This is a genomic window from Reella acinonychis (assembly GCF_052384575.1).
Classification (GTDB): Bacteria; Pseudomonadota; Gammaproteobacteria; order Enterobacterales; family Pasteurellaceae; genus JBQSUQ01.
In genome coordinates this window covers 70827-93078 of the sequence record NZ_JBQSUQ010000015.1, presented here as the reverse complement: position 1 = coordinate 93078, position 22252 = coordinate 70827, and the positions used below count along the sequence as shown (strand labels likewise).

The window sequence follows — 22252 nt, the reverse complement described above, 5'->3', positions numbered from 1 at the left end:
TAAGCCAAAATTTAACCGCACTTTAATTTAAAGTGCGGTTTATTTATTCAAGTTTAGGAAAAAGAATGACAGATATAGCTCAACAAATTGCTTCATTGCGTGAACAACTTCGTTATCATGAATATCAATACCATGTTTTAGATGATCCTAAAATTCCTGATAGCGAGTATGATCGACTTTTCCATCAATTAAAGCATTTAGAACAACAACATCCTGAATTAATTACGGAAAATTCGCCTACGCAACGAGTTGGTGCCAAACCATTAACGAACTTTGCACAAATCACCCATGAAATTCCCATGCTTTCTTTAGACAATGCGTTTTCTGATGAAGATTTCCATGCTTTCGTGAAACGTATTCAGGAGCGTTTGTCGGGGCAAACTAAAACATTAGCATTTTGTTGTGAGCCAAAATTAGATGGTTTGGCTGTAAGTATTTTATATGTTAATGGTATTTTAACTCAGGCAGCAACGAGGGGAGATGGTACGACTGGAGAAGATATTACTGCTAATATTCGTACGATCCGCAATATTCCATTACAGCTTCTCACCGATAATCCGCCTATACGTTTAGAGGTGCGGGGCGAGGTCTTTATGCCGCAGGCTGGGTTTGAAAAATTAAACCAACAAGCCTTAAGTAAAGGGGAAAAAACATTTGCGAATCCGCGTAATGCAGCAGCAGGATCATTACGTCAGTTAGACCCTCGCATTACCAGTCTGCGTCCATTACAATTAAATGCTTACAGTATTGGTGTAGCGGAAGGGGTTGAATTGCCAAATACCCAGTATGAGCGTTTGCAGTGGTTAAAATCATTAGGAATTCCTGTAAATAACGAAATTCAATTGTGTGATGGTGTTGAAAATGTCTTGAATTTCTACCGCACTATTCAGCAAAAACGCCCAACGTTAGGTTATGACATTGATGGTACGGTGTTAAAAATCAATGATATTGCGTTACAACAGGAATTGGGATTTATTTCAAAAGCGCCACGTTGGGCTATTGCCTACAAATTCCCTGCGCAGGAGGAAATGACTGTACTAAATGACGTTGAATTCCAAGTGGGACGAACAGGGGCAATAACGCCAGTGGCGAAATTAGAGCCTGTTTTTGTTGCGGGTGTAACTGTAAGCAATGCAACCTTACATAATGGCGATGAAATTGAGCGTTTGGATATTGCCATTGGCGATACGGTCATTATTCGTCGAGCTGGCGATGTGATTCCTCAAATTGTTGGTGTTGTGCATGAACGTCGCCCCGCGGATGCGAAAAAAATCCAATTCCCAACCCATTGCCCTGTTTGTGATTCCGCTGTTGTGCGTATTGAAGGAGAAGCCGTTGCGCGTTGTACTGGCGGTTTATTTTGTGATGCGCAACGTAAAGAATCTCTCAAGCATTTTGTTTCTCGTAAAGCTATGGATATTGATGGTGTGGGCGCCAAATTGATTGAACAATTAGTAGAGCGAGAACTTATTCACACGCCTGCAGATTTATTCAAATTGGATTTGTTTGCCCTTATGCGTTTGGAACGGATGGGGCAAAAATCAGCACAAAATGCCTTGGATAGTTTGGATAAATCGAAGAAAACTACGCTTGCTCGTTTTATTTTTGCTTTAGGTATTCGTGAAGTTGGCGAAGCAACCGCATTGAATTTAGCGAATTTCTTCAAAAATTTAACCGCGCTTCAGCAGGCTGATATTGAACAATTACAAGCGGTGCCAGACGTTGGGCAAGTTGTTGCAAATCATATTTATGTCTTCTGGCGTGAGGAACATAATTTAGCGGTGGTGAATGATCTCATTGCGCAAGGGGTGCATTGGGATGATGTGGAAGTCAAAGAAACGCAGCAAAATCCATTGTTAAATAAAACCGTTGTTTTAACGGGAACCTTAACAAAAATGGGGCGTTCTGAAGCGAAAGAATTATTGCAATCTTTTGGTTGTAAAGTGAGCGGTAGTGTATCTGCGAAAACAGATTTAGTGATTGCTGGTGAGGCTGCCGGTTCAAAATTAAGTAAAGCACAAGAATTAGGGATCGAAGTGTGGGATGAAGGGCGTTTCTTAGACTTTGTTCAACAATATTCTGCCTAAAGTGCGGTGAAAATTAGGATATTTTTATGGGATTATTTGAAGCAATTTTAATTATTTTCGGACTAATTGTTATTAGTGCGGTGATTTCTTCTGCGGAAATTTCCTTGGCGGGTGCGCGTAAAATAAAGTTACAAACCTTAGCTAATGAAGGAAATCAGAAAGCGGAAGAGGTGCTGAAGTTACAACAAAAACCAGGGCGTTTTATTACTGTAGTGCAAATTGGCTTAAATATGGTGGCGATCCTCGGTGGTATGATTGGGGAAAGTGCGATTAATCCTTATTTATCGCAATTCTTGCAACAATATTGGCAAGCGGATTGGGTTGATAGTGCAGCGTCTTGGTTAGCATTTACTGTCGTGACTTTCCTTTTTATTTTGGTGGCGGATCTTATTCCTAAACGCTTAGCCATGACCTATCCAGAGAAGATTGCGATTAAAACTGTTAGCATTATGCAATTCTGTATTTTTATTTTTAAACCATTGGTGTGGTTTATTGATAGCATTGCAAATTTAGTTTTTCGTTTATTCCGCATTTCTACGGTACGAGAAGAAAATATGACTTCGGAAGATATTGTGGCGTTAGTTGAGGCTGGTGCTGAATCTGGTGTGTTGAAGGCACAAGAGCAATATCTTATCGAAAATATTTTTGATATGCAGTCCAGAACTGTCACTTCTACCATGACGACGCGTGAAAATATCGTATTTTTAGACCGCACTTTTTCGCGTCAGGATGTATTAAATACTTTAGTGCAAGATTCTCATTCCAAATTACCAATTTGTGATGGTGGCTTGGATAAAATCTTAGGTTATGTGGAATCTCATACTTTGTTGACTTGCTATTTAAACGGCAACGATGTATCGCTAACGGATAACCGTTTATTACGCAAGGCCTTGTTTGTGCCAGATACGTTGTCTTTGTATGAAGTGTTAGAACTTTTTAAATCCACAGGGGAAGATTTTGCCTTAATCATCAATGAATATGCGTTAGTTGTAGGGATTGTCACCTTAAATGATGTGATGAGCATTGTGATGGGCGAATTGGTTTCCAATGAAGAAGAACAAATTGTACGTCGAGATGAAGATTCTTGGTTAATCGACGGTATTACGCCTCTAGAAGATGTGATGCGCGCCTTAGATATTGTGGAATTCCCCGCAGCAGAAAATTATGAGACTATCGGTGGTTTTATGATGTATATGTTGCGAAAAATTCCGAAGAAAACCGATTTTGTGTTATATGATAAATACAAATTTGAGATCATTGATACAGAGAATTTCAAAATTGATCAGTTGATGGTTTCTCTGCGTAAAGATTTGAAAGAGGATTAACAAAAAAGCAGGTTTAACCTGCTTTTTCTATTTTTCTTTGCGTGTCAAAATTAAGAAACGGCAGTCGTAAGCATTATTCTCGTCCGCAGGGCGATATTGCTCAAATTCAATTTGCCATTCATCCCAATTTAATTCAGGAAAAAAAGTATCGCCGTCAATTTCTGTTTGAATTTGCGTGAAATAAAGCTTGCTTGCCTGTGGTAAATATTGTTTGAACAGCTGACCGCCGCCAATAAGCATAATTTCTGCAGAATCTTTGACAAAATTGACCGCACTTTCAAAATCAGGCTGCCAAATAACCCCTTCATGTACAAATTCTTGGCGTGATAGCACAATATTTGTGCGTTTTGGCAATGGGCGACCAATACTTTCAAAAGTCTTTCTGCCCATAATCACTGGTTTGCCTTGAGTGTTTTGTCTAAACCAAGCTAAGTCAGCAGGCAAATGCCATGGCATTTGATTATCTTTGCCAATAACCCAATTTTTCGTTGCTGCAACAATTATGCTAAACGACATGGTTAAGCCTCGCTATCAAACCAACCGCGAATAAATTGGATTGATAAAAATAGGGTAATCAATCCTAAGAAATAGAAAATATAACTTAGAACAGGGTGCGATTTCTCATCTGGTGAGGCAATTTCTTTGATCGACACAACATTGCGGAATTCATCAAACATGGTTAAGCGCCAGCCATAATATTTCATTTCGACCCAGCTTTGACGTTCAGCAAAATCTTGCGCTTTGGCTTGTAAATTGGCTGATTCAAATTTGAAATAGAATGGAAAACCCCAGCGTGTATCTTCATTGCGATACACCATCGGTTGCGTTTCTTCTGGGCGTTTGGTGTTAATAAAGTAAACATCTCTTGTGGTGAGATTGTCAGCAGGGTTGGCTTTTGTAATTAATCCATCTTTATCCATACGTTTAACGTCAGTGTTGATGACTTTAGTTACTTCATATTGCGGAAAAATAAAGTTAATGCCAGCAAAGAGAACGGTATGGAATGCAAATACGATAAATAATAAAAAATATTTGATAATTTTGCGCATAATTTGTCCTTTTAAATCTAGTTTGCCCGATTATAGCACGTTAATTTTAAATAAACGCTCAAAATTTTGGCTGCTGATTTGTGCAAATTCTTCTAATGACAATCCTTTCAAGCTAGCAACATATTCACAAACTTCACGCGTATATGCTGGTTGATTTTGTTTGCCACGATAAGGTACGGGCGCTAAATAAGGGCTATCTGTTTCAACAAGCAAACGATCTAGCGGCACATAGCGAGCCACTTCACGAATTTCTTCGGCATTTTTGAACGTCACAATGCCGGAAAAAGAAATATAAAAATCTAAGTCTAAGGCTTTTTTTGCGAATTCCATGGTTTCCGTAAAACAATGAATCACTCCACCGCACTTTTCAGCCTGATTATCTTGCAAAATCTGAATAGTATCATCGCCAGCAGCTCTTGTGTGGATAATGACAGGTTTATTTAATTGATTTGCCACATCAATTTGGCTGGCAAAAATCTGTTGCTGCAGCTCTTTATTATCTGCACTGTAATAATAATCCAAACCAATTTCGCCAATGGAAACGACTTTAGGATGTTGTGCCAATTTGATTAAGCGGGCTTGATCATAGGGTTCATCTTCTAAATCAAGAGGATGAACGCCACAAGCAAAGGAAATATCTTGGCGATGTGCAAGAGCATCTCGCTGTTTTTCAAATCGGCTGAGGGTAACGCCAATGGTGAGCAAATGTTGAACGTCGCGCGCTTTGGCTTTTTCAACAACATCATCTATATCTTTGTGTAGATTGTCGTAATCTAGAGCATCTAAATGACAATGACTGTCAACGATAAACATAAAATTCCTTTATAAAATAATTAATTAGTTTTGAGTGAAAACCTCGGTGATGAGACGCGTTAATCCATCAAGCAAGATTAATTCTTGGTTGACGGCATTAATTTCGCTTAAATCAGACCGCACTTTTTGCATAATTTGATTGGCTTTTAATAAGCTTTCTGCTTGCTGTTTCTGGCTGAATTGTTGGACGCCTTTGATGAGATCCGCATTAATCCAACCCGTTTGAATTCCCAGTTTGTCTTTTAAAGCGTCACTAATAAAAGAGGCAATCCAATCAATTTGATGAAAGATTAACGTTTTATCAAATAATGGTAACAGCTCCAATGGCGATTTACGTTGGTAATATAACCAAAAAGCACGCATAAATTCGCGTCTTTTTTCTAGTAAACCTTGTTCTAAACAATTTAGCGCTAATAAGGGACGTCCATAGTTAATACAAAGTGCGGTTGAAATTTGTTCTGTTTCTGCTTGATATTGTGATTGCAACCATTCCATTGCAACATCGGTATCAGGCGAAGGAATGACTCGCACTTGGCAACGGCTATAAATTGTCGGCATGAGAGCTGAAGTTAAATCTGCTTGTAGTAAAAAATAGGTTTGAGGGCGAGGCTCTTCTAATGTCTTTAATAGTGCGTTTGAGGCAGCTTCAGTAAGGCGTTCAACGCCTTGGATAAACACTACTTTGTTGCCATTTTGTTGAGCAAATTGCTGTACTTTTTCATTAATATCACGCACTTGATCAACACCGATATCCTTGTTATCAATAGGTGCAAGCACATGATAATCAGGATGATTGCCTGATTTAGCTAAGTTGCAACTATGACAATTGTCGCAAGGTGCATGGGGTTCGGTACAAAGTAGGAACTGGCTAAGTGCGCTGATTAACTGTTCAATGCCTAATCCTTGCTCCGTCCGAAACAGCAACGCATGATGACCATGCCCTTGTGCAAAAGCGGAGGTTACTTGCTGATAAATAGGAGTAAGCCAAGGATAAAGCATTGCCATTATGTTAACTTTCCTGTTGAGAAATCACGAATTTTTGCACCGCACTTTTTATATCTGCAGTGACTTGTTCAATTGGCTGCTCTGCATTGATGATGGCAGCTTTGGGATTGTTTTCCACTAATTCAAGATAACGTTGACGAGTGCGGTGGAAAAAATCTAAGTTTTGTTGCTCAATGCGATCCAATTCGCCACGTCCTCTGGCTCGAGCTAATCCAATTGCAGGATCGATATCTAAATAAAGGGTAAAATCGGGTTCAAACTCGCCAAGTACCGTTTGTTTTAGATTATTCAATAATGCCAAATCGAGCTGACGACCACCGCCTTGGTAAGCTTGGGATGACATATCATGTCTATCACCGATAACCCATTTCCCTTCAGCAAGTGCAGGCTTGATCACATTTTCAACCAATTGAATACGTGCTGCGTAAAGCATTAATAATTCTGCTTTGTCGCTAACGGGTTCTTCCATTTCATGCTTAATTAATTGGCGCAATTTTTCTGCTAAGGGCGTGCCACCAGGCTCGCGAGTAAATACTAAATTCGTAATGCCAAGTTGATGTAATTGTTCAATAACAGCTTCGCGAGCAGTGGTTTTGCCAGCACCTTCTAAGCCTTCTAAGACGATAAATTTTCCGTTCATATTATTTTTTCTTATTGTTTTCGCGGTACCAACGTAAATATTCTTGCACTGCTTTATTATGTTCATTTAGGGTGCGACTAAATTTGTGTCCACCCGTACCATCTGCCACAAAATAAATAAAATCATGTTTTTCAGGGTGTGCCACCGCTAAAATTGCACTCTCGCTTGGATTGGCAATCGGCGTTGGCGGTAATCCATCAATAATATAAGTATTATATGGTGTTGGTGTTTCTAAATCTTTTTTACGAATATTGCCATTATAATTATCGCCCATGCCATAAATCACTGTTGGATCCGTTTGTAGTTTAATTTTAGCTTTTAAGCGATTAACAAATACGCCAGCAATACGGCTGCGTTCTGCTTGTAAAGCGCTTTCTTTCTCTACAATAGAAGCCAAAATGAGCATTTCATAGGGATTATTTAATGGCAGATCTTTATCTCTATTTTGCCAAGCATTTTCTAGGACTTTGCTTGTACGCTCGATAGCTCGTTTAAGGAGCGCCTTGTCGCTAGAATTTGGCGTGTAATGATAGGTATCAGGATAAACCCAGCCATCAATATTCTGATATTCCGCGATAGATTTACTGAAGGCAGGAATCAGTTTATCCGTATTAGAAAAGTATTCAAGCACGTTGGCATTCATGCGTGATGATTGATAATCAAATTCGTGCTTTAAGTGCGGTGCATTTTCAAGGGATTTTTGTACTTGTTGCCAAGTTTCACCTTCGCCAAAACGAATGGCAAATTGTGCTTCTTTGCCTTCATTAAGCACTTTCAACAAATCACTCAGTGTTTGCACATTGTTTAAAGCGTAAGTACCCGCTTTAATTTTATTGAGTTGAGGATTTAATTTTAGCGCCCATGGTAACCAGTTAGCTTGCTGAATTTGAAATTCCTGTTGCAATAATGTCACCAGTTTTTGCCCAGTTGTACCTCGTTCAATGGTAATTAATTGATCTTGTTTTACTTCAATAGACTGTGCAATAACCTGCTGAATTTGTTGATAACCCCAAAATCCAACTGCTGCACAAATAATTAAAATGATTGCAAAAAAAGAGAGTAGTTTCTTCATGGTAATTTCTTAAATTTCGACCAAACTTTGTCTTCTTGGCCACGCCATAAGCGTTGAATATTTGAATGGTGGCGATAAATCAATAAACAGCACACTAATGCTACCGGGAAAGTAAACTCAGGTTTAAACCACCATACATAAAATGGTGTGAGCAATGCAGCAACAACGGCGCTTAATGAGGAATAACCGCTGATTAAAAAAACAATCAACCAAGTACCAACCATTGTACCAGCAACCCCCCAAGCAATAGGTGCGATAGCACCAAAGGCAGTTGCTACGCCTTTTCCGCCCCGGAATTTAAAAAATACAGGGAAGATGTGACCTAAACAAGCCGCTAATGCAACCATGCCAAGTTGAAAATGGGTTAAGCCTAAATAATAACCAATCCAAACGGGCGCCATGCCTTTGATAATATCAAACAGTAGCACAAATAAGGCTGCCCAGCGTCCACCAAGGCGTAAAACATTTGTCGCACCTGGGTTTTGTGAACCTTCTTCACGAGGATCTGGGAGACCTTTTAAGCGACAAATGACAATTGCACCAGAGATAGAACCTAATAAATAGGTGAGCAACATATAAAAAAGGGAAAATAAGCTCATTGTGCATCTCTCAATAAAAAACTATGACTATTCTACCTAAACTTGATAGGATTAAGCCAATAGTATTTTATTAAAAAGGGATGGAAAATGACTGATCGGATTTTTATTGAAGGATTAACGGTATTTGCACAAATTGGCGTTTATGATTGGGAGCAACAAATTAAACAAAAGTTAATATTTGATATTGAAATGGCGTGGGATTGCGAACAAGCGGCACGCAGCGATGATGTAAAATATTGTTTAAATTATGCTGAAGTCAGCCAATTTATTATTGATTATGTGCAGTCTCAACCGTTTTTATTAATTGAACGTGTGGCTTATGAAGTGGCTGATCAGCTACAAAACCAATTTAAGTTGCAAGCTTTGCGCCTAAAACTAAGCAAACCAACTGCAGTACCACAAGCAAAAAATGTGGGTGTCATTGTGCAACGTGGTGATTTATAAAACGCGTGAAAAATTCACCGCACTTTGAGATAAAAATAAAAATCCCCAATTTTCTTAATATAAAATTGGGGATTTTTTCAACTTATTCGTTTCTTAATTAAAAGTATTACATTGTGCTGGATTGCCTGTTTGTAATCCGCGACGGAACCATTCTAAACGCTGAGCAGAGGTGCCATGGGTAAAACTGTCAGGGACTGCATAACCTTGGCTGCGTTTTTGTAAACGGTCATCACCAACCGCTTCTGCCGCATTAAAGGCTTCTTCAAGATCACCTTGTTCAAATAATCCTTGTTTTGAAGCTTGATGCCCCCAAACGCCAGCGAAGCAGTCAGCTTGTAATTCAGCTCGAACAGATAACTGGTTGGCTTGCGCGCGGTTTTGTTGTTGTAACATATGTACTTTAGGCAAAATGCCCATCAAATTTTGGACGTGGTGCCCCACTTCATGCGCAATCACATAAGCAAAAGCGGTATCACCGGCTGCCCCCAATTTATTTTTCATATCCGCATAGAAAGACAGATCTAAATACACTTTGTTATCACTCGGGCAGTAAAATGGTCCCATTGCCGCTAATCCATTACCACAAGCGGTACGAGTGGAGCCCGTATAAAGCACCATTGTTGGTGCTATATAACGTTGTCCTTGTTGGGCAAAGTAATTTTGCCAAGTGACTTCAGTATCGCGCAATACTACGCGAGAAAGCTCATTCAGCATTTGTTCATCTTTTTCTGAAAGTTTGGACGAGGATTGTGTCACAGAACTAAACCCCGGCAATTCTCCGCCCACTAAGCCTGAGAGGTCAACCCCATAATAAGCGCCTACCAATAATATAATAAAGCCAAGGATACCTGTTTTACGTCCTCCGCCCATTCGCATACCACCGGAAGAACGACGATCTTCCACATTTGAACTCTGTTGTCTGCCTTGCCAACGCATAATTTTTTTCCTTTATGTGATGTAATAAATTTGTTGCCTATTGTACTCGAAAATTGCAAAAAGTGCGGTGAAATTTTTACAAGATTTTATAGACATTGTGATGATATTTCGTTATTTTAGACCCAGTTTATTAGCAATGATAAACTGGTTCATATTTTGATTCATCTTTTAAAAGGAAAAAACAAATGGGTTTATTTGATTTTGTGGGTAGTATTGGCAGAAAATTATTTGGTAAGGATGATGATCCTTCAAAAGCAATAACAAAACATATTGCTGAAGACAATCCAGGTATCGAAAATGTATCTGTAACTGTTGAAAATGGTGTAGCAAAAATTAGTGGTACAGCAGCTTCTGCACAAGCGCTAGAAAAAGCAATTTTAATGGCGGGTAATGTTGAAGGTGTTGAAAGCGTAAATGTTGATGCAGTAACCATTGCAAATGGTGAAACCTTAGCAACGGAAGAAGAATTCTACGTGATTCAAAAAGGCGATACTTTATGGGCGATTGCTGAGAAAGCATATGGTAACGGTACTAAATACAAAGCTATCGTTGAAGCAAATAAAGAAGTGATCAAAGACGAAAATAAAATTTTCCCTGGTCAAAAAATTCGTTTACCGAAAGCACTTTAATTTTTCGTTTTATATTAAAAATCCCGTATTCAGCGGGATTTTTTATCGCTAAAATTTTCCTCGACTGAATTATAATCTTTCGCTATAATTTGCCAGTTTATTTTTATCTAAATTCAGCGTTTGCTGGGTTTTTCATTCAATATTAAAGGAAAAGAACAATGTCAACTATTGAAACAACTCAAGGTTTAGAGCGTCGTGTTAGCATTACTGTCCCAGCAGAAACAGTAACAACTGCAGTGCGTGAAGAATTAAAACGTGCAGCAAAAAATGTACGCGTTGATGGTTTCCGTAAAGGTAAAGTGCCTGCGCAAATCGTAGAAAAACGCTTTGGTGCATCAATTCGTCAAGATGTGTTAAATGATTTATTACCTCGCCATTTCTTTGATTTAATGTTCAAAGAAAAAGTAAATTTAGCGGGTCGTCCAACATTTGCGGTTGAAAGCTTTGAAGATGGTAAAGATTTAGTATTTACCGCAACATTTGAAGTTTATCCAGAAGTTAAATTACAAGGTTTAGAAAACATTAAAGTTGAGAAACCAGTTGTTGAAATTACAGATGCTGATGTTGATAACATGGTAAATGTATTACGTAAACAACAATCAACTTGGGCTGAAACTCAAGAAGCTGCAAAAGCAGATGATCGTGTAACTATTGACTTTGTTGGTTCAGTAGATGGCGAAGAATTTGAAGGTGGTAAAGCGACTGACTTCGCATTAGCGATGGGACAAGGTCGTATGATTCCTGGTTTTGAAGAAGGTATCGTTGGTCATAAAGCTGGCGAACAATTTGATATTGATGTGACTTTCCCTGCTGAATATCATTCTGAAAACTTAAAAGGTAAAGCAGCTAAATTTGCTATTACCTTGAAAAAAGTTGAAAACCAAGTGTTACCTGAATTAACAGATGAATTTGTAGCAAAATTTGGTCCAAATACAAAAACAGTTGAAGATTTACGTGTAGAAATTCGTAAAAATATGCAACGTGAATTGAAAAACGCTCTTGTTGCACGTGTGAAGCAACAAGTTATTGAAGGCTTAATCGCTGAAAACCAAATTGATGTACCAACAGCTGCAGTAGAACAAGAAATTGAAGTATTACGTGGTCAAGCTGCACAACGTTTTGGTGGTAATGCTCAACAAGCTGCACAATTACCACGCGAATTATTTGAAGAGCAAGCGAAACGTCGCGTATTAGTTGGCTTGTTATTCTCTGAAGTCATTGCATCAAATGAATTAAAAGCAGATGAAGATCGCGTTAAAGCAATGATCGAAGAAATCGCTTCAGCTTATGAGCAACCTGCAGAAGTTGTTGAATACTATGGTAAAAACAACGAGTTAATGAATAATCTTCGTAACGTTGTATTAGAAGAGCAAGCGGTTGAAGCTGTACTTGCAAAAGCGCAAGTTACAGAAAAAGCTTCATCTTTCGATGAGATCATGAATCCACAAGCTTAATCTTTTATTTATTAACATTAAAGTGCGGTTATATTTTGCGATGTTTTAAAACTCGCCCAAAATAGACCGCACTTTTGTTTTATATTTAGGTAAAACCTGAGTTTTCGGGTAGAATAGCTCGGTTATGATGAAAATGAATTTATGGGGGGACATTATGTCAGTCATTCCTATGGTCGTAGAACAGACTTCAAGAGGGGAGCGTTCTTATGACATTTATTCACGTTTATTAAAAGAGCGTGTGATCTTTTTAAGCGGTGAAGTTGAAGACCGTATGGCAAATTTAATTGTTGCGCAGTTATTATTCCTTGAGTCTGAAAATCCAGATAAAGACATTAATATTTATATTAATAGCCCTGGTGGTTCAGTAACTGCGGGCATGGCGATTTATGACACCATGCAATTTATTAAACCTGATGTGCGTACGCTTTGTATTGGTCAAGCTTGTTCAATGGGCGCTTTTTTATTAGCGGGTGGTACAGCAGGTAAACGTGCAGCATTGCCTCATGCGCGCGTGATGATTCATCAACCATTAGGCGGTTTTCGTGGTCAAGCATCAGATATCCAAATTCATGCGCAAGAAATTCTAAAAATCAAACAGACATTAAATGAACGCTTAGCCTTCCATACAGGACAAGCGATTGAGCGAATTGAACGTGATACGGATAGAGATAATTTTATGTCTGCAGAAGAAGCGAAAAATTACGGTTTAGTCGATAGCGTATTAGTGAAACGCTAATCAGAAATGGGAAGATAAAATGGCGAATGAAAACGAAACCCATTGTTCATTTTGTGGTAAATCACAGGATGAAGTGGGGAAATTAATTGCAGGAACATCAGGTTATATTTGTGGTGATTGTATTGAGCTTTGCCATAGCTTATTACAACAAGAAGCGGAAGAAGTAGAAGAAACGGAAGCAGAGGTTGTTGAGACAAAATTACCTACACCACATGAAATTCGCGCGAATTTAGATGATTATGTAATTGGTCAAGATTATGCGAAAAAGGTGATGGCAGTTGCCTTATATAACCATTACAAACGCTTACGTTCAAATCATCAAACCGATGAAGTGGAATTAAGTAAAAGTAATGTGTTATTAATTGGTCCAACAGGAAGCGGTAAAACCCTTTTAGCACAGACTTTGGCAAGAATGTTGAATGTTCCTTTTGCAATGGCGGATGCGACTACATTAACAGAAGCTGGCTATGTGGGTGAAGACGTTGAGAATGTCATTCAGAAATTATTGCAAAATTGTGATTACGATACCGAAAAAGCAGAGCAAGGCATTATTTACATTGATGAAATTGATAAGATTACGCGTAAATCTGAAAATCCATCGATTACGCGTGATGTATCAGGTGAAGGTGTTCAGCAAGCTTTATTAAAATTAATTGAAGGTACCGTTGCTTCTGTACCTCCGCAAGGTGGACGCAAACATCCACAACAAGATATGTTACGTGTTGATACATCGAAAATTTTATTTATTTGCGGTGGTGCTTTCGCCGGCTTAGATAAAATTGTACAAAAACGCGTTCATGTTGGTAGTGGAATTGGTTTCGATGCGGAAGTTAAAGGCGAACAGGATGAATTAAGCTTAACTGAATTATTCAAACAAATTGAAACAGAAGATTTGATTAAATTCGGTATGATTCCTGAGTTTGTTGGTCGTTTGCCTGTAGTGGCACCATTGAGTGAATTGGATGAAGAGGCATTGATTCAGATTTTAACAGAGCCAAAAAATGCGTTAATTAAACAATATCAAGCCTTATTTAGTTTAGAAGACGTGGAGCTGGAATTTACGCCAGAAGCATTGCAAGCAATGGCGAAAAAAGCACTTGCTCGCAAAACAGGTGCTCGTGGTTTACGTTCGATTGTTGAGTCAGTATTGTTAGACACCATGTATGATTTACCTTCTATTGAAAATTTAGCCAAAGTGGTGGTGGATGAGAAGGTTATCAACGAAGATAAAGCCCCGACTTTGTTGTATAAATAAATGAGTAAAACAAAGTGCGGTTAAATTAACCGCACTTTTGGTTTCTAGGCTTGAAGTTTAGTTTTTTGCCTATATATTGGCTAGTATTATCCCGAATTTGTAATGATAGAGAAAGAAAATGAGTGTAAAAAAAAGCGAAACACATGAAATCCCCGTCTTGCCATTGCGAGATGTGGTTGTTTTTCCTTACATGGTCATGCCATTGTTTGTTGGTCGTGATAAATCAATTCGTAGCTTAGATGCGGCGATGGAAAATGGAAAGCAATTATTACTCGTTGCTCAAAAACAAGCTGATATTGAAGAACCTCAGGTTGAAGATCTCTTTTCAGTGGGTACGCTGGTCAATATTATTCAGTTATTAAAACTGCCAGATGGCACAGTAAAAGTGCTAGTGGAAGGTCAACAACGTGTCAATGTGAAACATATCACTGATGAAGGCTATTTCTCTGCAACAGTCGATTTAATTGAAACGACTTATGCGGATGAAAAAGAAATGTTGGTTCTGCGTGATATGACGTTGAAAGAATTTGATAATTTTGCCAAACAGAATAAGAAAGTTCAGCCTGAAATTTATAAAGCATTGGAGGCTATTTTAGAGCCTGATCGTTTTGCTGATACTTTGGCAGCTCATTTACCGCTAGCTTTACGTCACAAACAAGAAGTGTTAGAACGTGCGAATGTGTCTGACAGACTTGAATATTTACTTGGTGCAATGGAAAGTGAAAATGACTTATTGCAGGTGGAAAAACGTATTCGCGCGAAAGTCAAAGAGCAAATGGAAAAAACGCAGCGTGATTATTACCTCAATGAGCAAATGAAAGCGATTCGTAAAGAATTGGGGCATCAAGATGAGAATCCAGATGAAAATGAAATTGATCAATTATATAAAAAGTTAGAAGAAGCAAAATTACCGCAAGAAGCTAAAGAAAAAGTTGAATCAGAACTGAAAAAACTCAAAATGATGTCCCCAATGTCTTCAGAAGCGACAGTGGTGCGTGGTTACATTGATTGGATGTTGCAGATTCCTTGGCATAAAACTACCAAGGTGAAGAAAGATTTAGCCAAGGCTCAGGTTGTTTTGGATGCAGATCATTATGGTTTAGAACGCGTTAAAGAACGTATTTTGGAATATCTCGCGGTACAAAATCGTCTAAATAAAATTAAAGGACCTATTTTGTGCTTAGTTGGACCGCCAGGCGTGGGTAAAACGTCTTTGGGACAATCTATCGCCAATGCAACAGGACGTAAATACGTGCGTATGGCATTAGGTGGGGTACGAGATGAAGCTGAAATCAGAGGTCATCGTAAAACCTATATCGGTTCATTACCGGGTAAATTAATTCAGAAAATGGCAAAAGTAGGTGTCAAAAACCCACTATTCTTGCTAGATGAAATTGACAAAATGGCGATGGATCATCGAGGAGACCCGGCTTCTGCCCTATTAGAAGTGCTTGATCCTGAACAAAATACGAAGTTCAACGACCATTATTTAGAAGTGGATTATGATTTGTCTGATGTGATGTTTGTGGCGACTTCAAATTCCATGAATATTCCAGGGCCGTTGCTTGATCGTATGGAAGTGATTCGTCTTGCTGGTTATACCGAAGATGAGAAATTAAATATCGCTACTCAGCATTTGTTGAACAAACAAATTGAACGTAATGGTTTAAAAGCGGGTGAATTAACCATCGAAGAAAACGCGATTTTAGATATTATCCGTTATTATACGCGTGAAGCCGGTGTGCGTGGATTAGAACGTGAAATTTCTAAAATTTGCCGTAAAGCAGTAAAAAATCTGCTGCTCAATAAGAAATTGAAAGCTATTGTGGTCAATTCCGCGAACTTACAAGAATATTTGGGCGTGAAACGTTTTGATTTCGGCTTGGCGGATACCCAAAATCGAGTTGGTGAAGTTACCGGCTTAGCTTGGACTGAAGTAGGCGGTGATTTACTGACTATTGAAACCGCTTCTGTTATCGGTAAAGGTAAATTAACCTATACTGGCTCATTGGGTGATGTCATGAAAGAAAGTATCCAAGCCGCGATGACAGTTGTTCGTTCTCGTGCGGAGAAATTGGGTATTGCTTCTGATTTCCATGAAAAGCGAGATATTCACATTCATGTGCCTGATGGAGCAACACCAAAAGATGGTCCGAGTGCTGGTATTGCAATGTGTACAGCCCTTGTTTCTTGTTTAACTGGAAACCCAGTTCGTGCGGATGTGGCTATGACGGGTGAGATTAGTTTACGAGGAAAAGTGCTGCCAATTGGTGGTTTAAAAGAAAAACTATTGGCCGCTTATCGTGGTGGTATTAAAACGGTGTTAATTCCAAAAGATAATGTGAAAGATTTGGAAGAAATTCCAGATAATGCCAAAGCGGGTCTAGCGATTCATGCAGTTGAAACCATTGATGAGGTACTCAGTCTTGCTTTAGAAAATCCACCTGAAGGTGTGGAAATGGTGAAGATGACACCGGTCAATGCAGTTAAAGTAGTGAGAGCTCGTAAAAGCCGTAAAATTGCGCCAACAGTGAATTAATCATCAATATTAAGTGCGGTGGAAAAAACGGAAGTTTTAAAAACTTGCTGATTTTTCACCGCACTTTCGTTTATAATTTGCAAAATTTTTAGATTTATAGATTAGGAATGTGCCCATGTTTATGGAAAAAATGCACCACGCATCAAATAGTGGTATTGCCAAAGCCGTCTTAGCATTAATCGGGGTATCCTTTGTGATTACGGGGATGTATGGTTATTTAGGCCGTAGCGCAGATACCTTTGCTGTTAAGATTAATGGTGAGGAAGTCTCTCAAGCGGAATTTCAGCAACAATACAACAATGAATATCAGCGTAGTAGCCAGTTATTAGGGGCAAAATTTGCAGAGGTAGCTAATACACCTGAATTTACAAAAGGTATTCGTGCTTCTGTATTAAATCGCATGATTGAACAAAAATTGCTGACTCAATATATTACCGATTTAAAATTGGGTGTCAGTGATGAACGTATTAAGCAAGAAATTGTTAGAACGCCAATGTTCCAAATGGATGGCAAATTTAGTAATGAAGCTTATCAGCAAGTGTTGCGCAATAATAATATGACTGCGGATATGTATGCGGCTTATGTGCGTGAAGCCTTGCGTTTTGAGCAATTACAATCGGGTTTGAATAATTCCGTCTTTCTATTACCAACAAGCCAAGAGGAATTTGCTAAGTTATTTTTCCAACAACGCAAAGTGCGCTTTGCTCAATTGCCTTTAGCAGATGAAATCGCAAAACAGCAAGTGTCAGAACAGGAAATCAAAGCCTATTATGATGCCAATAGCAATGCTTTCATTGTGCCTGAATTGGTAAAAGTACAATATCTTGATTTAAATAAAGAAATCGTTAATAAATCGATTACAGTCGATGACACGAAAATTCAGCAATATTATCAAGATAATAAGAGCCAATTTATGTCTAAAGGGCAACAAAATATTGCACATATTCAGTTTGCAAATGAAACTGATGCTTTAGATGCTTATCAAGCCTTACAAAATGGTGCAGATTTCGCTGAATTAGCGAAAACGAAATCTACTGATAAGCTATCAGGAGATAAAGGTGGTGAATTAGGTTGGTTTAGCAATGGTGATTTACCAAAAGATTTTGAAGACGCCGCAATTTTAGTGGAAGTGGGAAAATTTAGCACACCAGTAAAAATTGATGGCAGTTACCATATTATTTTAGTGAAAGATCGTAAAGGGGCAACAGTCTTGCCATTTGAACAAGTGAAAACGCAAATTGCGCAACAAGTTCGTCAAGATTTAACCCATACGCAGTTCTATACTATTGAGAAAAAAGCGGCAGAAAAAGCATTTGAAGATCAATCTTCATTAAAAGCAGCGGCAGATGCAGCAGGTGTGGAAGTGAAAGAAACGGGGTATTTCTCTCGTGATGACATTCCGGTTGAACTGAATTTCCCAAATGTAGTACATGCTATGTTTGATGGCGATGTATCACAAGGCAATATGAATTCAGAGCCAATGAATGTGGAAGAACAACATTCAATTGTGGTGCGTGTTCTAGAGCATAAGCCGCAAGCGAAGAAAACATTAGATGAAGCTAAAGCGGAAATTGAAACGTTACTCAAACGCCAAAAAGCAGAAGTGGCTGTGTTAGCAAAAGCCAACGAGTTGGCGAAATCATTGGCTTCAAATAAAGAAGCGAAAGTCGATGGGGTTAATTTCGGTAAGCAAGAAACTTGGGTTTATGCGCAAAATAAAGATCCTGTGTTAAATAACGTGATTTTTGCTATGAAACCTGAGCAAGATCATCATGTTTACCAAGTTGCGCAGACCAACAGCGGTGATGTAGTTATTATTGCTTTGGATGGTATTGAAAATGTGGCTGTTGAACAAGCCGCGAAAGAGCAATTTGCAGCGAAGATTATGCAAGGTAAAGCCTTTGATTTACAAGCGAATTTATTGAAATCATTACGCGCTAAAGCGAAAATTGAAGTGAATGATGAATTTATGAATCAAAGTGCAGAATAATTGTTGATCTAAATTTGCTAAGCCCGCGTAAATCGCGGGTTTAGTTTTTTGGTAAAAAATAAAAAATTAGCTAGTTTTTAACCGCACTTTATGGTATAAAATGCCCCGTTATTTTGTCTTAGCAGAATAACAATTTTTTATTTATTAACAACACACACATATCATAAAAGTAAATCGGGGTGCCAAACGGTCGGTTTGCTGGTATGTGGAGGCTCAACCCCAATTAAAAGGAAAATATTATGGCACAAGTTTCAATGCGCGACATGATTAATGCAGGCGTACATTTCGGTCACCAAACTCGTTACTGGAACCCAAAAATGAAACCATTCATTTTCGGTGCTCGTAACGGTGTTCATATCGTTAACTTAGAAAAAACGCTTCCATTATTCAATGAAGCATTAGCTGAATTAACTCGTATCGCAAGTAACAACGGTAAAATCTTATTCGTTGGTACAAAACGTGCAGCTTCAGAAGCAGTTAAAGCAGCAGCATTAGATTGTCAACAATATTATGTAAATCACCGTTGGTTAGGTGGTATGTTGACTAACTGGAAAACAGTTCGTCAATCAATCAAACGTTTAAAAGATTTTGAAGTTCAATCTCAAGACGGTACATTTGATAAATTAACCAAAAAAGAAGCATTAGATCGTACTCGTGAAATGCAAAAACTTGAATTAAGCCTTGGCGGTATCAAAGATATGGCAGGTCTTCCAGATGCGATTTTCGTTATCGGTGCAGATTACGAACACATTGCAGTAAAAGAAGCAAACAATCTAGGTATTCCAGTATTTGCAGTAGTTGATACTAACGCTAGCCCAGATGGCGTTGATTTCTTAATCCCTGGTAACGATGATGCAACTCGCGCGATTCAATTATATTTAACAGCTGCAGCAGCGGCAGTTAAAGAAGGTCGCCAAGCTGAAGTGGCTGTAGAAGAAAAATTCGCAGCAGAATCTGCTGAGTAATCAGGTTGAATAAGGCGAAAGCCCTATTATCAGCAGGGGGCAAATTGTTCCCTGCTTTTATATCAAATTCCCAAAAGTGCGGTGTTTTTTTATTAAATTTTGAAACAGCGTATTTCCATTCAAGAATATTAGAGGACAACAAAAATGGCTGAAATCACAGCAGCATTAGTAAAAGAACTTCGTGAGCGTACTGGCGCAGGCATGATGGAATGTAAAAAAGCGTTAGTTGAAGCAAACGGTGATATTGAATTAGCAATCGACAATATGCGTAAATCAGGTCAAGCGAAAGCGGCTAAAAAAGCGGGTCGTATTGCGGCAGAAGGTGTTATCCTTGCTCGTATTGGTGCAGGTTTTGGCGTATTAGTTGAAATGAACTGCGAAACTGACTTCGTAGCGAAAGATGCAGGTTTCTTAGGTTTAGCAAATGAAGTTGCTGACTATGCATTAGCAAACAAAGGCACCACAATTGAAACATTAGCAGCACAATTTGAAGAAAAACGTGCAGCATTAGTTGCTAAAATCGGTGAAAACATGACAATCCGTCGTGTTCAATACTTAGATGGTCAAGTGATTGCACAATACTTACATGGTGCGAAAATCGGTGTGTTAGTTGCAGGTGCTGGTTCAGAAGATGAACTTAAAAAAGTAGCAATGCACGTTGCAGCATCTAAACCAGAATTCGTAAACCCAGAAGATGTTTCTGCTGAAGTTGTTGCTCATGAGCGTCAAATTCAAATCGACATCGCAATCAACTCTGGTAAACCAAAAGAAATCGCAGAGAAAATGGTTGAAGGTCGTATGAAGAAATTCACTGGTGAAGTATCATTAACGGGTCAAGCATTCGTTATGGATCCTTCACAAACTGTGGGTGACTACTTAAAATCAGTAGGTACTTCAGTTTCTAACTTTATCCGTTTAGAAGTGGGTGAAGGTATCGAGAAAGTGGAAGAAGATTTCGCAGCAGAAGTTGCTAAAATCACTGGTAATGCTTAATTATCTAAACTGATTGATTTAAAAAACACCTACAAGAAATTGTAGGTGTTTTTTTTGTTTTATGGTTTAAATGGAATGACTACTGCAGGATCTTCTTCTGAAGGAATAGTCTTAATTTTCTCAGCTAATCCGTAATCATCAGGATCATTTTCAGGACTGAATAAATCTTCGTTTTTTAATAATGGGTTATGAATTCCTATCCAATGTGCAATGCCCGCAGTGAAATTTAGCCCTGACTTGAAGGCTTGATATTCTTTCCGTTCATTATCATCACTAGAAATTTTAAATAGTGGAACATTGAAATGTAATTTACTTTGTTTGCTGTTCATAATATGGATTGTTTTATCATCCATTTCATGTTTCAAACCATGATCAGAAAAATAAACCATTGAAAAAGTGCGGTGTGTTTTTTCATAGTTTTTTACTAAACGCTGATGCACTTGTTGTAGTAACTCATCGGTTTTTTTAATGGAAGAAATATAGCAATTCACATTGAAATATTTATTATCAATTTGGTTGTCGTCAAAAATTTTCGGATAATCATCCAGTCGATCACAGCTTATTGGATGGGAGCCATAAAGGTGTAACACAATAAATCGCTTGCTTGAGAATGGCTGTTCGATAACTTGATCAAATTTAGGTAATAATTTGAAATCACTGACATTAGTATTCAGCGAGTCGCCATATTTTAAAAAGATTTTTTCATCACTTTTATTGGCGATTGCTGAAATTGGTGTGTCAAAATCGCCCAAGTAACCTTGGTTAGAAATCCAATAGATTTTTATTCCTGCTGATTTTATTAAATCCACCAAATTTAAACTGTAATCACCTTCCCAATTTTGCGTATCAGGCTGCGTGAGCATTAATTTTAAGGAGGCGATTGTGTTTGTACCGCCAGAGGCTAAGCCATTAATTAATGTGCCTTTTGCTGTTGACATAAAAGGCGTATTTTCTATTGGATAGCCATACGCATGATGATAATCACGTCGAGCGCTTTCACCAATAATCAACACATAATCATCATATTGGCTGTGATTGAGTGTCGATTTCCCCCAACGGCTTTCAATGCTGAACCCATTAAGACGTGATAATTCTTGTTGTACTTTTAGAATGGATTGACTGCCTTCCTGAATAAATTTGAGTGCGGGGGTATTGAGTAACATGATAGTCGCAGAAAGTGCTAAAAACACTTTATTTTTATGAAAATGCAGGGCAAATTTTTGTGTTACAAATCGGAAGACTAGTATTAAGCCGATGATAGCAAAACCATAAGCAATATGACTGAAAGAAAGTTGAGCCAAGAATTCTTTACTTTCTTGTAAGTCCGTTGCAAAGATTGAGGCGACATATTGATAAGAGGGCGGCCCAAATACTAATCCAACGGGTGCATATAATGCTTGCATGCTCACAAAGGGCAAAAGCACCCAATAAAACAGTTTTTTTGAGGCAGTAAAGAAAATGATCAATAAGGATAATGAAAAAATGGCTTGCTGTTCAGGCTGTGGGAAAAAACCGCTCGCAGCCAATAACCCTTGGCTTGCAAAGTAAAGGCATATCAATGAGATAACCATTGCGACGATTTGTTTTATACCGAATTTGTGGGATTTCATTACGTCTTCCATATTGCGTTATAAAAAGTGCGGTGAAATTTTACCTAATTTTAAATTGATCTGCTATGCCTATTTCCTGTTGAAAAATGTTGGATTATAATACGATGGATT

Annotated in this window: 20 protein-coding genes; 11 read left to right on the top strand and 9 right to left on the bottom strand. The window is 38.4% G+C overall.

The window, feature by feature from the left end; all coding sequences use genetic code 11:
- The first annotated feature begins 65 nt into the window (after positions 1-65).
- Together ligA and paeA are read left to right on the top strand one after the other, a co-directional pair.
- Positions 66-2087: an NAD-dependent DNA ligase LigA gene (gene ligA, locus ACT2CV_RS07290; protein WP_464972872.1), complete on the top strand. Its 2022-nt coding sequence runs from the start codon at positions 66-68 to the stop codon at positions 2085-2087.
- Positions 2088-2113: 26 nt separating this feature from the next.
- Complete coding sequence (gene paeA, locus ACT2CV_RS07285) at positions 2114-3412, top strand: polyamine export protein PaeA (protein ID WP_464972871.1); 1299 nt, start codon at positions 2114-2116, stop codon at positions 3410-3412.
- Positions 3413-3439: 27 nt separating this feature from the next.
- Here paeA and folA read toward each other — a convergent pair whose 3' ends face one another.
- From folA to plsY, 7 genes are read right to left on the bottom strand one after another with little or no spacing between them, the layout of a single operon-like run.
- Positions 3440-3928 carry a type 3 dihydrofolate reductase gene (gene folA, locus ACT2CV_RS07280; protein ID WP_464972870.1) on the bottom strand — a complete coding sequence of 163 codons (489 nt, stop codon included), beginning with the start codon at positions 3926-3928 and terminating at the stop codon, positions 3440-3442.
- Positions 3929-3930: 2 nt separating this feature from the next.
- The gene (locus ACT2CV_RS07275) at positions 3931-4461 is read right to left on the bottom strand and encodes a DUF1523 family protein (protein ID WP_464972869.1); all 531 of its coding nucleotides are present in this window, start codon (positions 4459-4461) and stop codon (positions 3931-3933) included.
- Between the two features lie 30 nt (positions 4462-4491).
- The gene (locus ACT2CV_RS07270; RefSeq protein WP_464972868.1) at positions 4492-5274 is read right to left on the bottom strand and encodes a TatD family hydrolase; all 783 of its coding nucleotides are present in this window, start codon (positions 5272-5274) and stop codon (positions 4492-4494) included.
- A gap of 24 nt (positions 5275-5298) precedes the next feature.
- Positions 5299-6279 (bottom strand): DNA polymerase III subunit delta', encoded by a 981-nt coding sequence (locus ACT2CV_RS07265; RefSeq protein WP_464972867.1) that lies wholly within the window; start codon positions 6277-6279, stop codon positions 5299-5301.
- 4 nt (positions 6280-6283) lie between these two features.
- Positions 6284-6919: a dTMP kinase gene (gene tmk, locus ACT2CV_RS07260; protein ID WP_464972866.1), complete on the bottom strand. Its 636-nt coding sequence runs from the start codon at positions 6917-6919 to the stop codon at positions 6284-6286.
- Position 6920: 1 nt separating this feature from the next.
- On the bottom strand, positions 6921-7991 hold the full coding sequence (mltG, locus tag ACT2CV_RS07255; RefSeq protein WP_464972865.1) for an endolytic transglycosylase MltG: 1071 nt from the start codon (positions 7989-7991) through the stop codon (positions 6921-6923).
- Entirely contained in the window at positions 7988-8590 is a 603-nt protein-coding gene (plsY, locus tag ACT2CV_RS07250; RefSeq protein ID WP_464972864.1) for a glycerol-3-phosphate 1-O-acyltransferase PlsY, read from the bottom strand. The genes mltG and plsY overlap by 4 nt, the downstream gene beginning before the upstream one ends.
- 87 nt (positions 8591-8677) lie before the next feature.
- On the opposite strand from plsY, the gene folB reads away from it, so the two are divergent.
- Positions 8678-9034, top strand: coding sequence for a dihydroneopterin aldolase (gene folB / locus ACT2CV_RS07245; RefSeq protein WP_464972863.1), 357 nt, complete (start codon positions 8678-8680; stop codon positions 9032-9034).
- Between the two features lie 93 nt (positions 9035-9127).
- On the opposite strand, the gene ypfJ is transcribed toward folB, so the two are convergent.
- A complete protein-coding gene (gene ypfJ, locus ACT2CV_RS07240) occupies positions 9128-9970 on the bottom strand; it encodes a KPN_02809 family neutral zinc metallopeptidase (protein WP_464972862.1) in 843 nt (280 codons plus the stop codon).
- 185 nt (positions 9971-10155) lie between these two features.
- Here ypfJ and lysM point away from each other — a divergent pair, with 185 nt between their 5' ends.
- From lysM to tsf, 8 genes are all read left to right on the top strand, one after another.
- Positions 10156-10599, top strand: a complete 444-nt coding sequence (gene lysM, locus ACT2CV_RS07235; protein WP_464972861.1) for a peptidoglycan-binding protein LysM — start codon at positions 10156-10158, stop codon at positions 10597-10599.
- Positions 10600-10757: 158 nt separating this feature from the next.
- On the top strand, positions 10758-12053 hold the full coding sequence (gene tig / locus ACT2CV_RS07230; RefSeq protein ID WP_464972860.1) for a trigger factor: 1296 nt from the start codon (positions 10758-10760) through the stop codon (positions 12051-12053).
- Positions 12054-12207: 154 nt separating this feature from the next.
- Entirely contained in the window at positions 12208-12789 is a 582-nt protein-coding gene (gene clpP / locus ACT2CV_RS07225) for an ATP-dependent Clp endopeptidase proteolytic subunit ClpP (RefSeq protein WP_464972859.1), read from the top strand.
- 19 nt (positions 12790-12808) lie between these two features.
- Complete coding sequence (gene clpX / locus ACT2CV_RS07220) at positions 12809-14044, top strand: ATP-dependent protease ATP-binding subunit ClpX (RefSeq protein WP_464972858.1); 1236 nt, start codon at positions 12809-12811, stop codon at positions 14042-14044.
- Between the two features lie 118 nt (positions 14045-14162).
- The gene (gene lon / locus ACT2CV_RS07215; protein WP_464972857.1) at positions 14163-16583 is read left to right on the top strand and encodes an endopeptidase La; all 2421 of its coding nucleotides are present in this window, start codon (positions 14163-14165) and stop codon (positions 16581-16583) included.
- A gap of 115 nt (positions 16584-16698) precedes the next feature.
- Entirely contained in the window at positions 16699-18573 is a 1875-nt protein-coding gene (gene ppiD, locus ACT2CV_RS07210; RefSeq protein ID WP_464972856.1) for a peptidylprolyl isomerase, read from the top strand.
- Between the two features lie 239 nt (positions 18574-18812).
- Complete coding sequence (gene rpsB, locus ACT2CV_RS07205) at positions 18813-19538, top strand: 30S ribosomal protein S2 (RefSeq protein WP_464972855.1); 726 nt, start codon at positions 18813-18815, stop codon at positions 19536-19538.
- A 144-nt stretch (positions 19539-19682) separates the two neighbouring features.
- Positions 19683-20531, top strand: coding sequence for a translation elongation factor Ts (gene tsf, locus ACT2CV_RS07200; RefSeq protein ID WP_464972854.1), 849 nt, complete (start codon positions 19683-19685; stop codon positions 20529-20531).
- A 59-nt stretch (positions 20532-20590) separates the two neighbouring features.
- Here the strand turns inward: tsf and ACT2CV_RS07195 are convergent, their stop codons facing one another.
- Positions 20591-22141: a phosphoethanolamine transferase gene (locus tag ACT2CV_RS07195; protein ID WP_464972853.1), complete on the bottom strand. Its 1551-nt coding sequence runs from the start codon at positions 22139-22141 to the stop codon at positions 20591-20593.
- Positions 22142-22252: the final 111 nt, after the last annotated feature.

What these genes read in the sequence shown, in the direction of transcription:
- ligA (WP_464972872.1), top strand. Translation starts at nt 66, where the DNA reads ATGACAGATATAGCTCAACAAATTGCTTCATTGCGTGAACAACTTCGT.
- paeA (WP_464972871.1), top strand. Translation starts at nt 2,114, where the DNA reads ATGGGATTATTTGAAGCAATTTTAATTATTTTCGGACTAATTGTTATT.
- folA (WP_464972870.1), bottom strand. Translation starts at nt 3,928, where the DNA reads ATGTCGTTTAGCATAATTGTTGCAGCAACGAAAAATTGGGTTATTGGC.
- ACT2CV_RS07275 (WP_464972869.1), bottom strand. Translation starts at nt 4,461, where the DNA reads ATGCGCAAAATTATCAAATATTTTTTATTATTTATCGTATTTGCATTC.
- ACT2CV_RS07270 (WP_464972868.1), bottom strand. Translation starts at nt 5,274, where the DNA reads ATGTTTATCGTTGACAGTCATTGTCATTTAGATGCTCTAGATTACGAC.
- ACT2CV_RS07265 (WP_464972867.1), bottom strand. Translation starts at nt 6,279, where the DNA reads ATGGCAATGCTTTATCCTTGGCTTACTCCTATTTATCAGCAAGTAACC.
- tmk (WP_464972866.1), bottom strand. Translation starts at nt 6,919, where the DNA reads ATGAACGGAAAATTTATCGTCTTAGAAGGCTTAGAAGGTGCTGGCAAA.
- mltG (WP_464972865.1), bottom strand. Translation starts at nt 7,991, where the DNA reads ATGAAGAAACTACTCTCTTTTTTTGCAATCATTTTAATTATTTGTGCA.
- plsY (WP_464972864.1), bottom strand. Translation starts at nt 8,590, where the DNA reads ATGAGCTTATTTTCCCTTTTTTATATGTTGCTCACCTATTTATTAGGT.
- folB (WP_464972863.1), top strand. Translation starts at nt 8,678, where the DNA reads ATGACTGATCGGATTTTTATTGAAGGATTAACGGTATTTGCACAAATT.
- ypfJ (WP_464972862.1), bottom strand. Translation starts at nt 9,970, where the DNA reads ATGCGTTGGCAAGGCAGACAACAGAGTTCAAATGTGGAAGATCGTCGT.
- lysM (WP_464972861.1), top strand. Translation starts at nt 10,156, where the DNA reads ATGGGTTTATTTGATTTTGTGGGTAGTATTGGCAGAAAATTATTTGGT.
- tig (WP_464972860.1), top strand. Translation starts at nt 10,758, where the DNA reads ATGTCAACTATTGAAACAACTCAAGGTTTAGAGCGTCGTGTTAGCATT.
- clpP (WP_464972859.1), top strand. Translation starts at nt 12,208, where the DNA reads ATGTCAGTCATTCCTATGGTCGTAGAACAGACTTCAAGAGGGGAGCGT.
- clpX (WP_464972858.1), top strand. Translation starts at nt 12,809, where the DNA reads ATGGCGAATGAAAACGAAACCCATTGTTCATTTTGTGGTAAATCACAG.
- lon (WP_464972857.1), top strand. Translation starts at nt 14,163, where the DNA reads ATGAGTGTAAAAAAAAGCGAAACACATGAAATCCCCGTCTTGCCATTG.
- ppiD (WP_464972856.1), top strand. Translation starts at nt 16,699, where the DNA reads ATGTTTATGGAAAAAATGCACCACGCATCAAATAGTGGTATTGCCAAA.
- rpsB (WP_464972855.1), top strand. Translation starts at nt 18,813, where the DNA reads ATGGCACAAGTTTCAATGCGCGACATGATTAATGCAGGCGTACATTTC.
- tsf (WP_464972854.1), top strand. Translation starts at nt 19,683, where the DNA reads ATGGCTGAAATCACAGCAGCATTAGTAAAAGAACTTCGTGAGCGTACT.
- ACT2CV_RS07195 (WP_464972853.1), bottom strand. Translation starts at nt 22,141, where the DNA reads ATGAAATCCCACAAATTCGGTATAAAACAAATCGTCGCAATGGTTATC.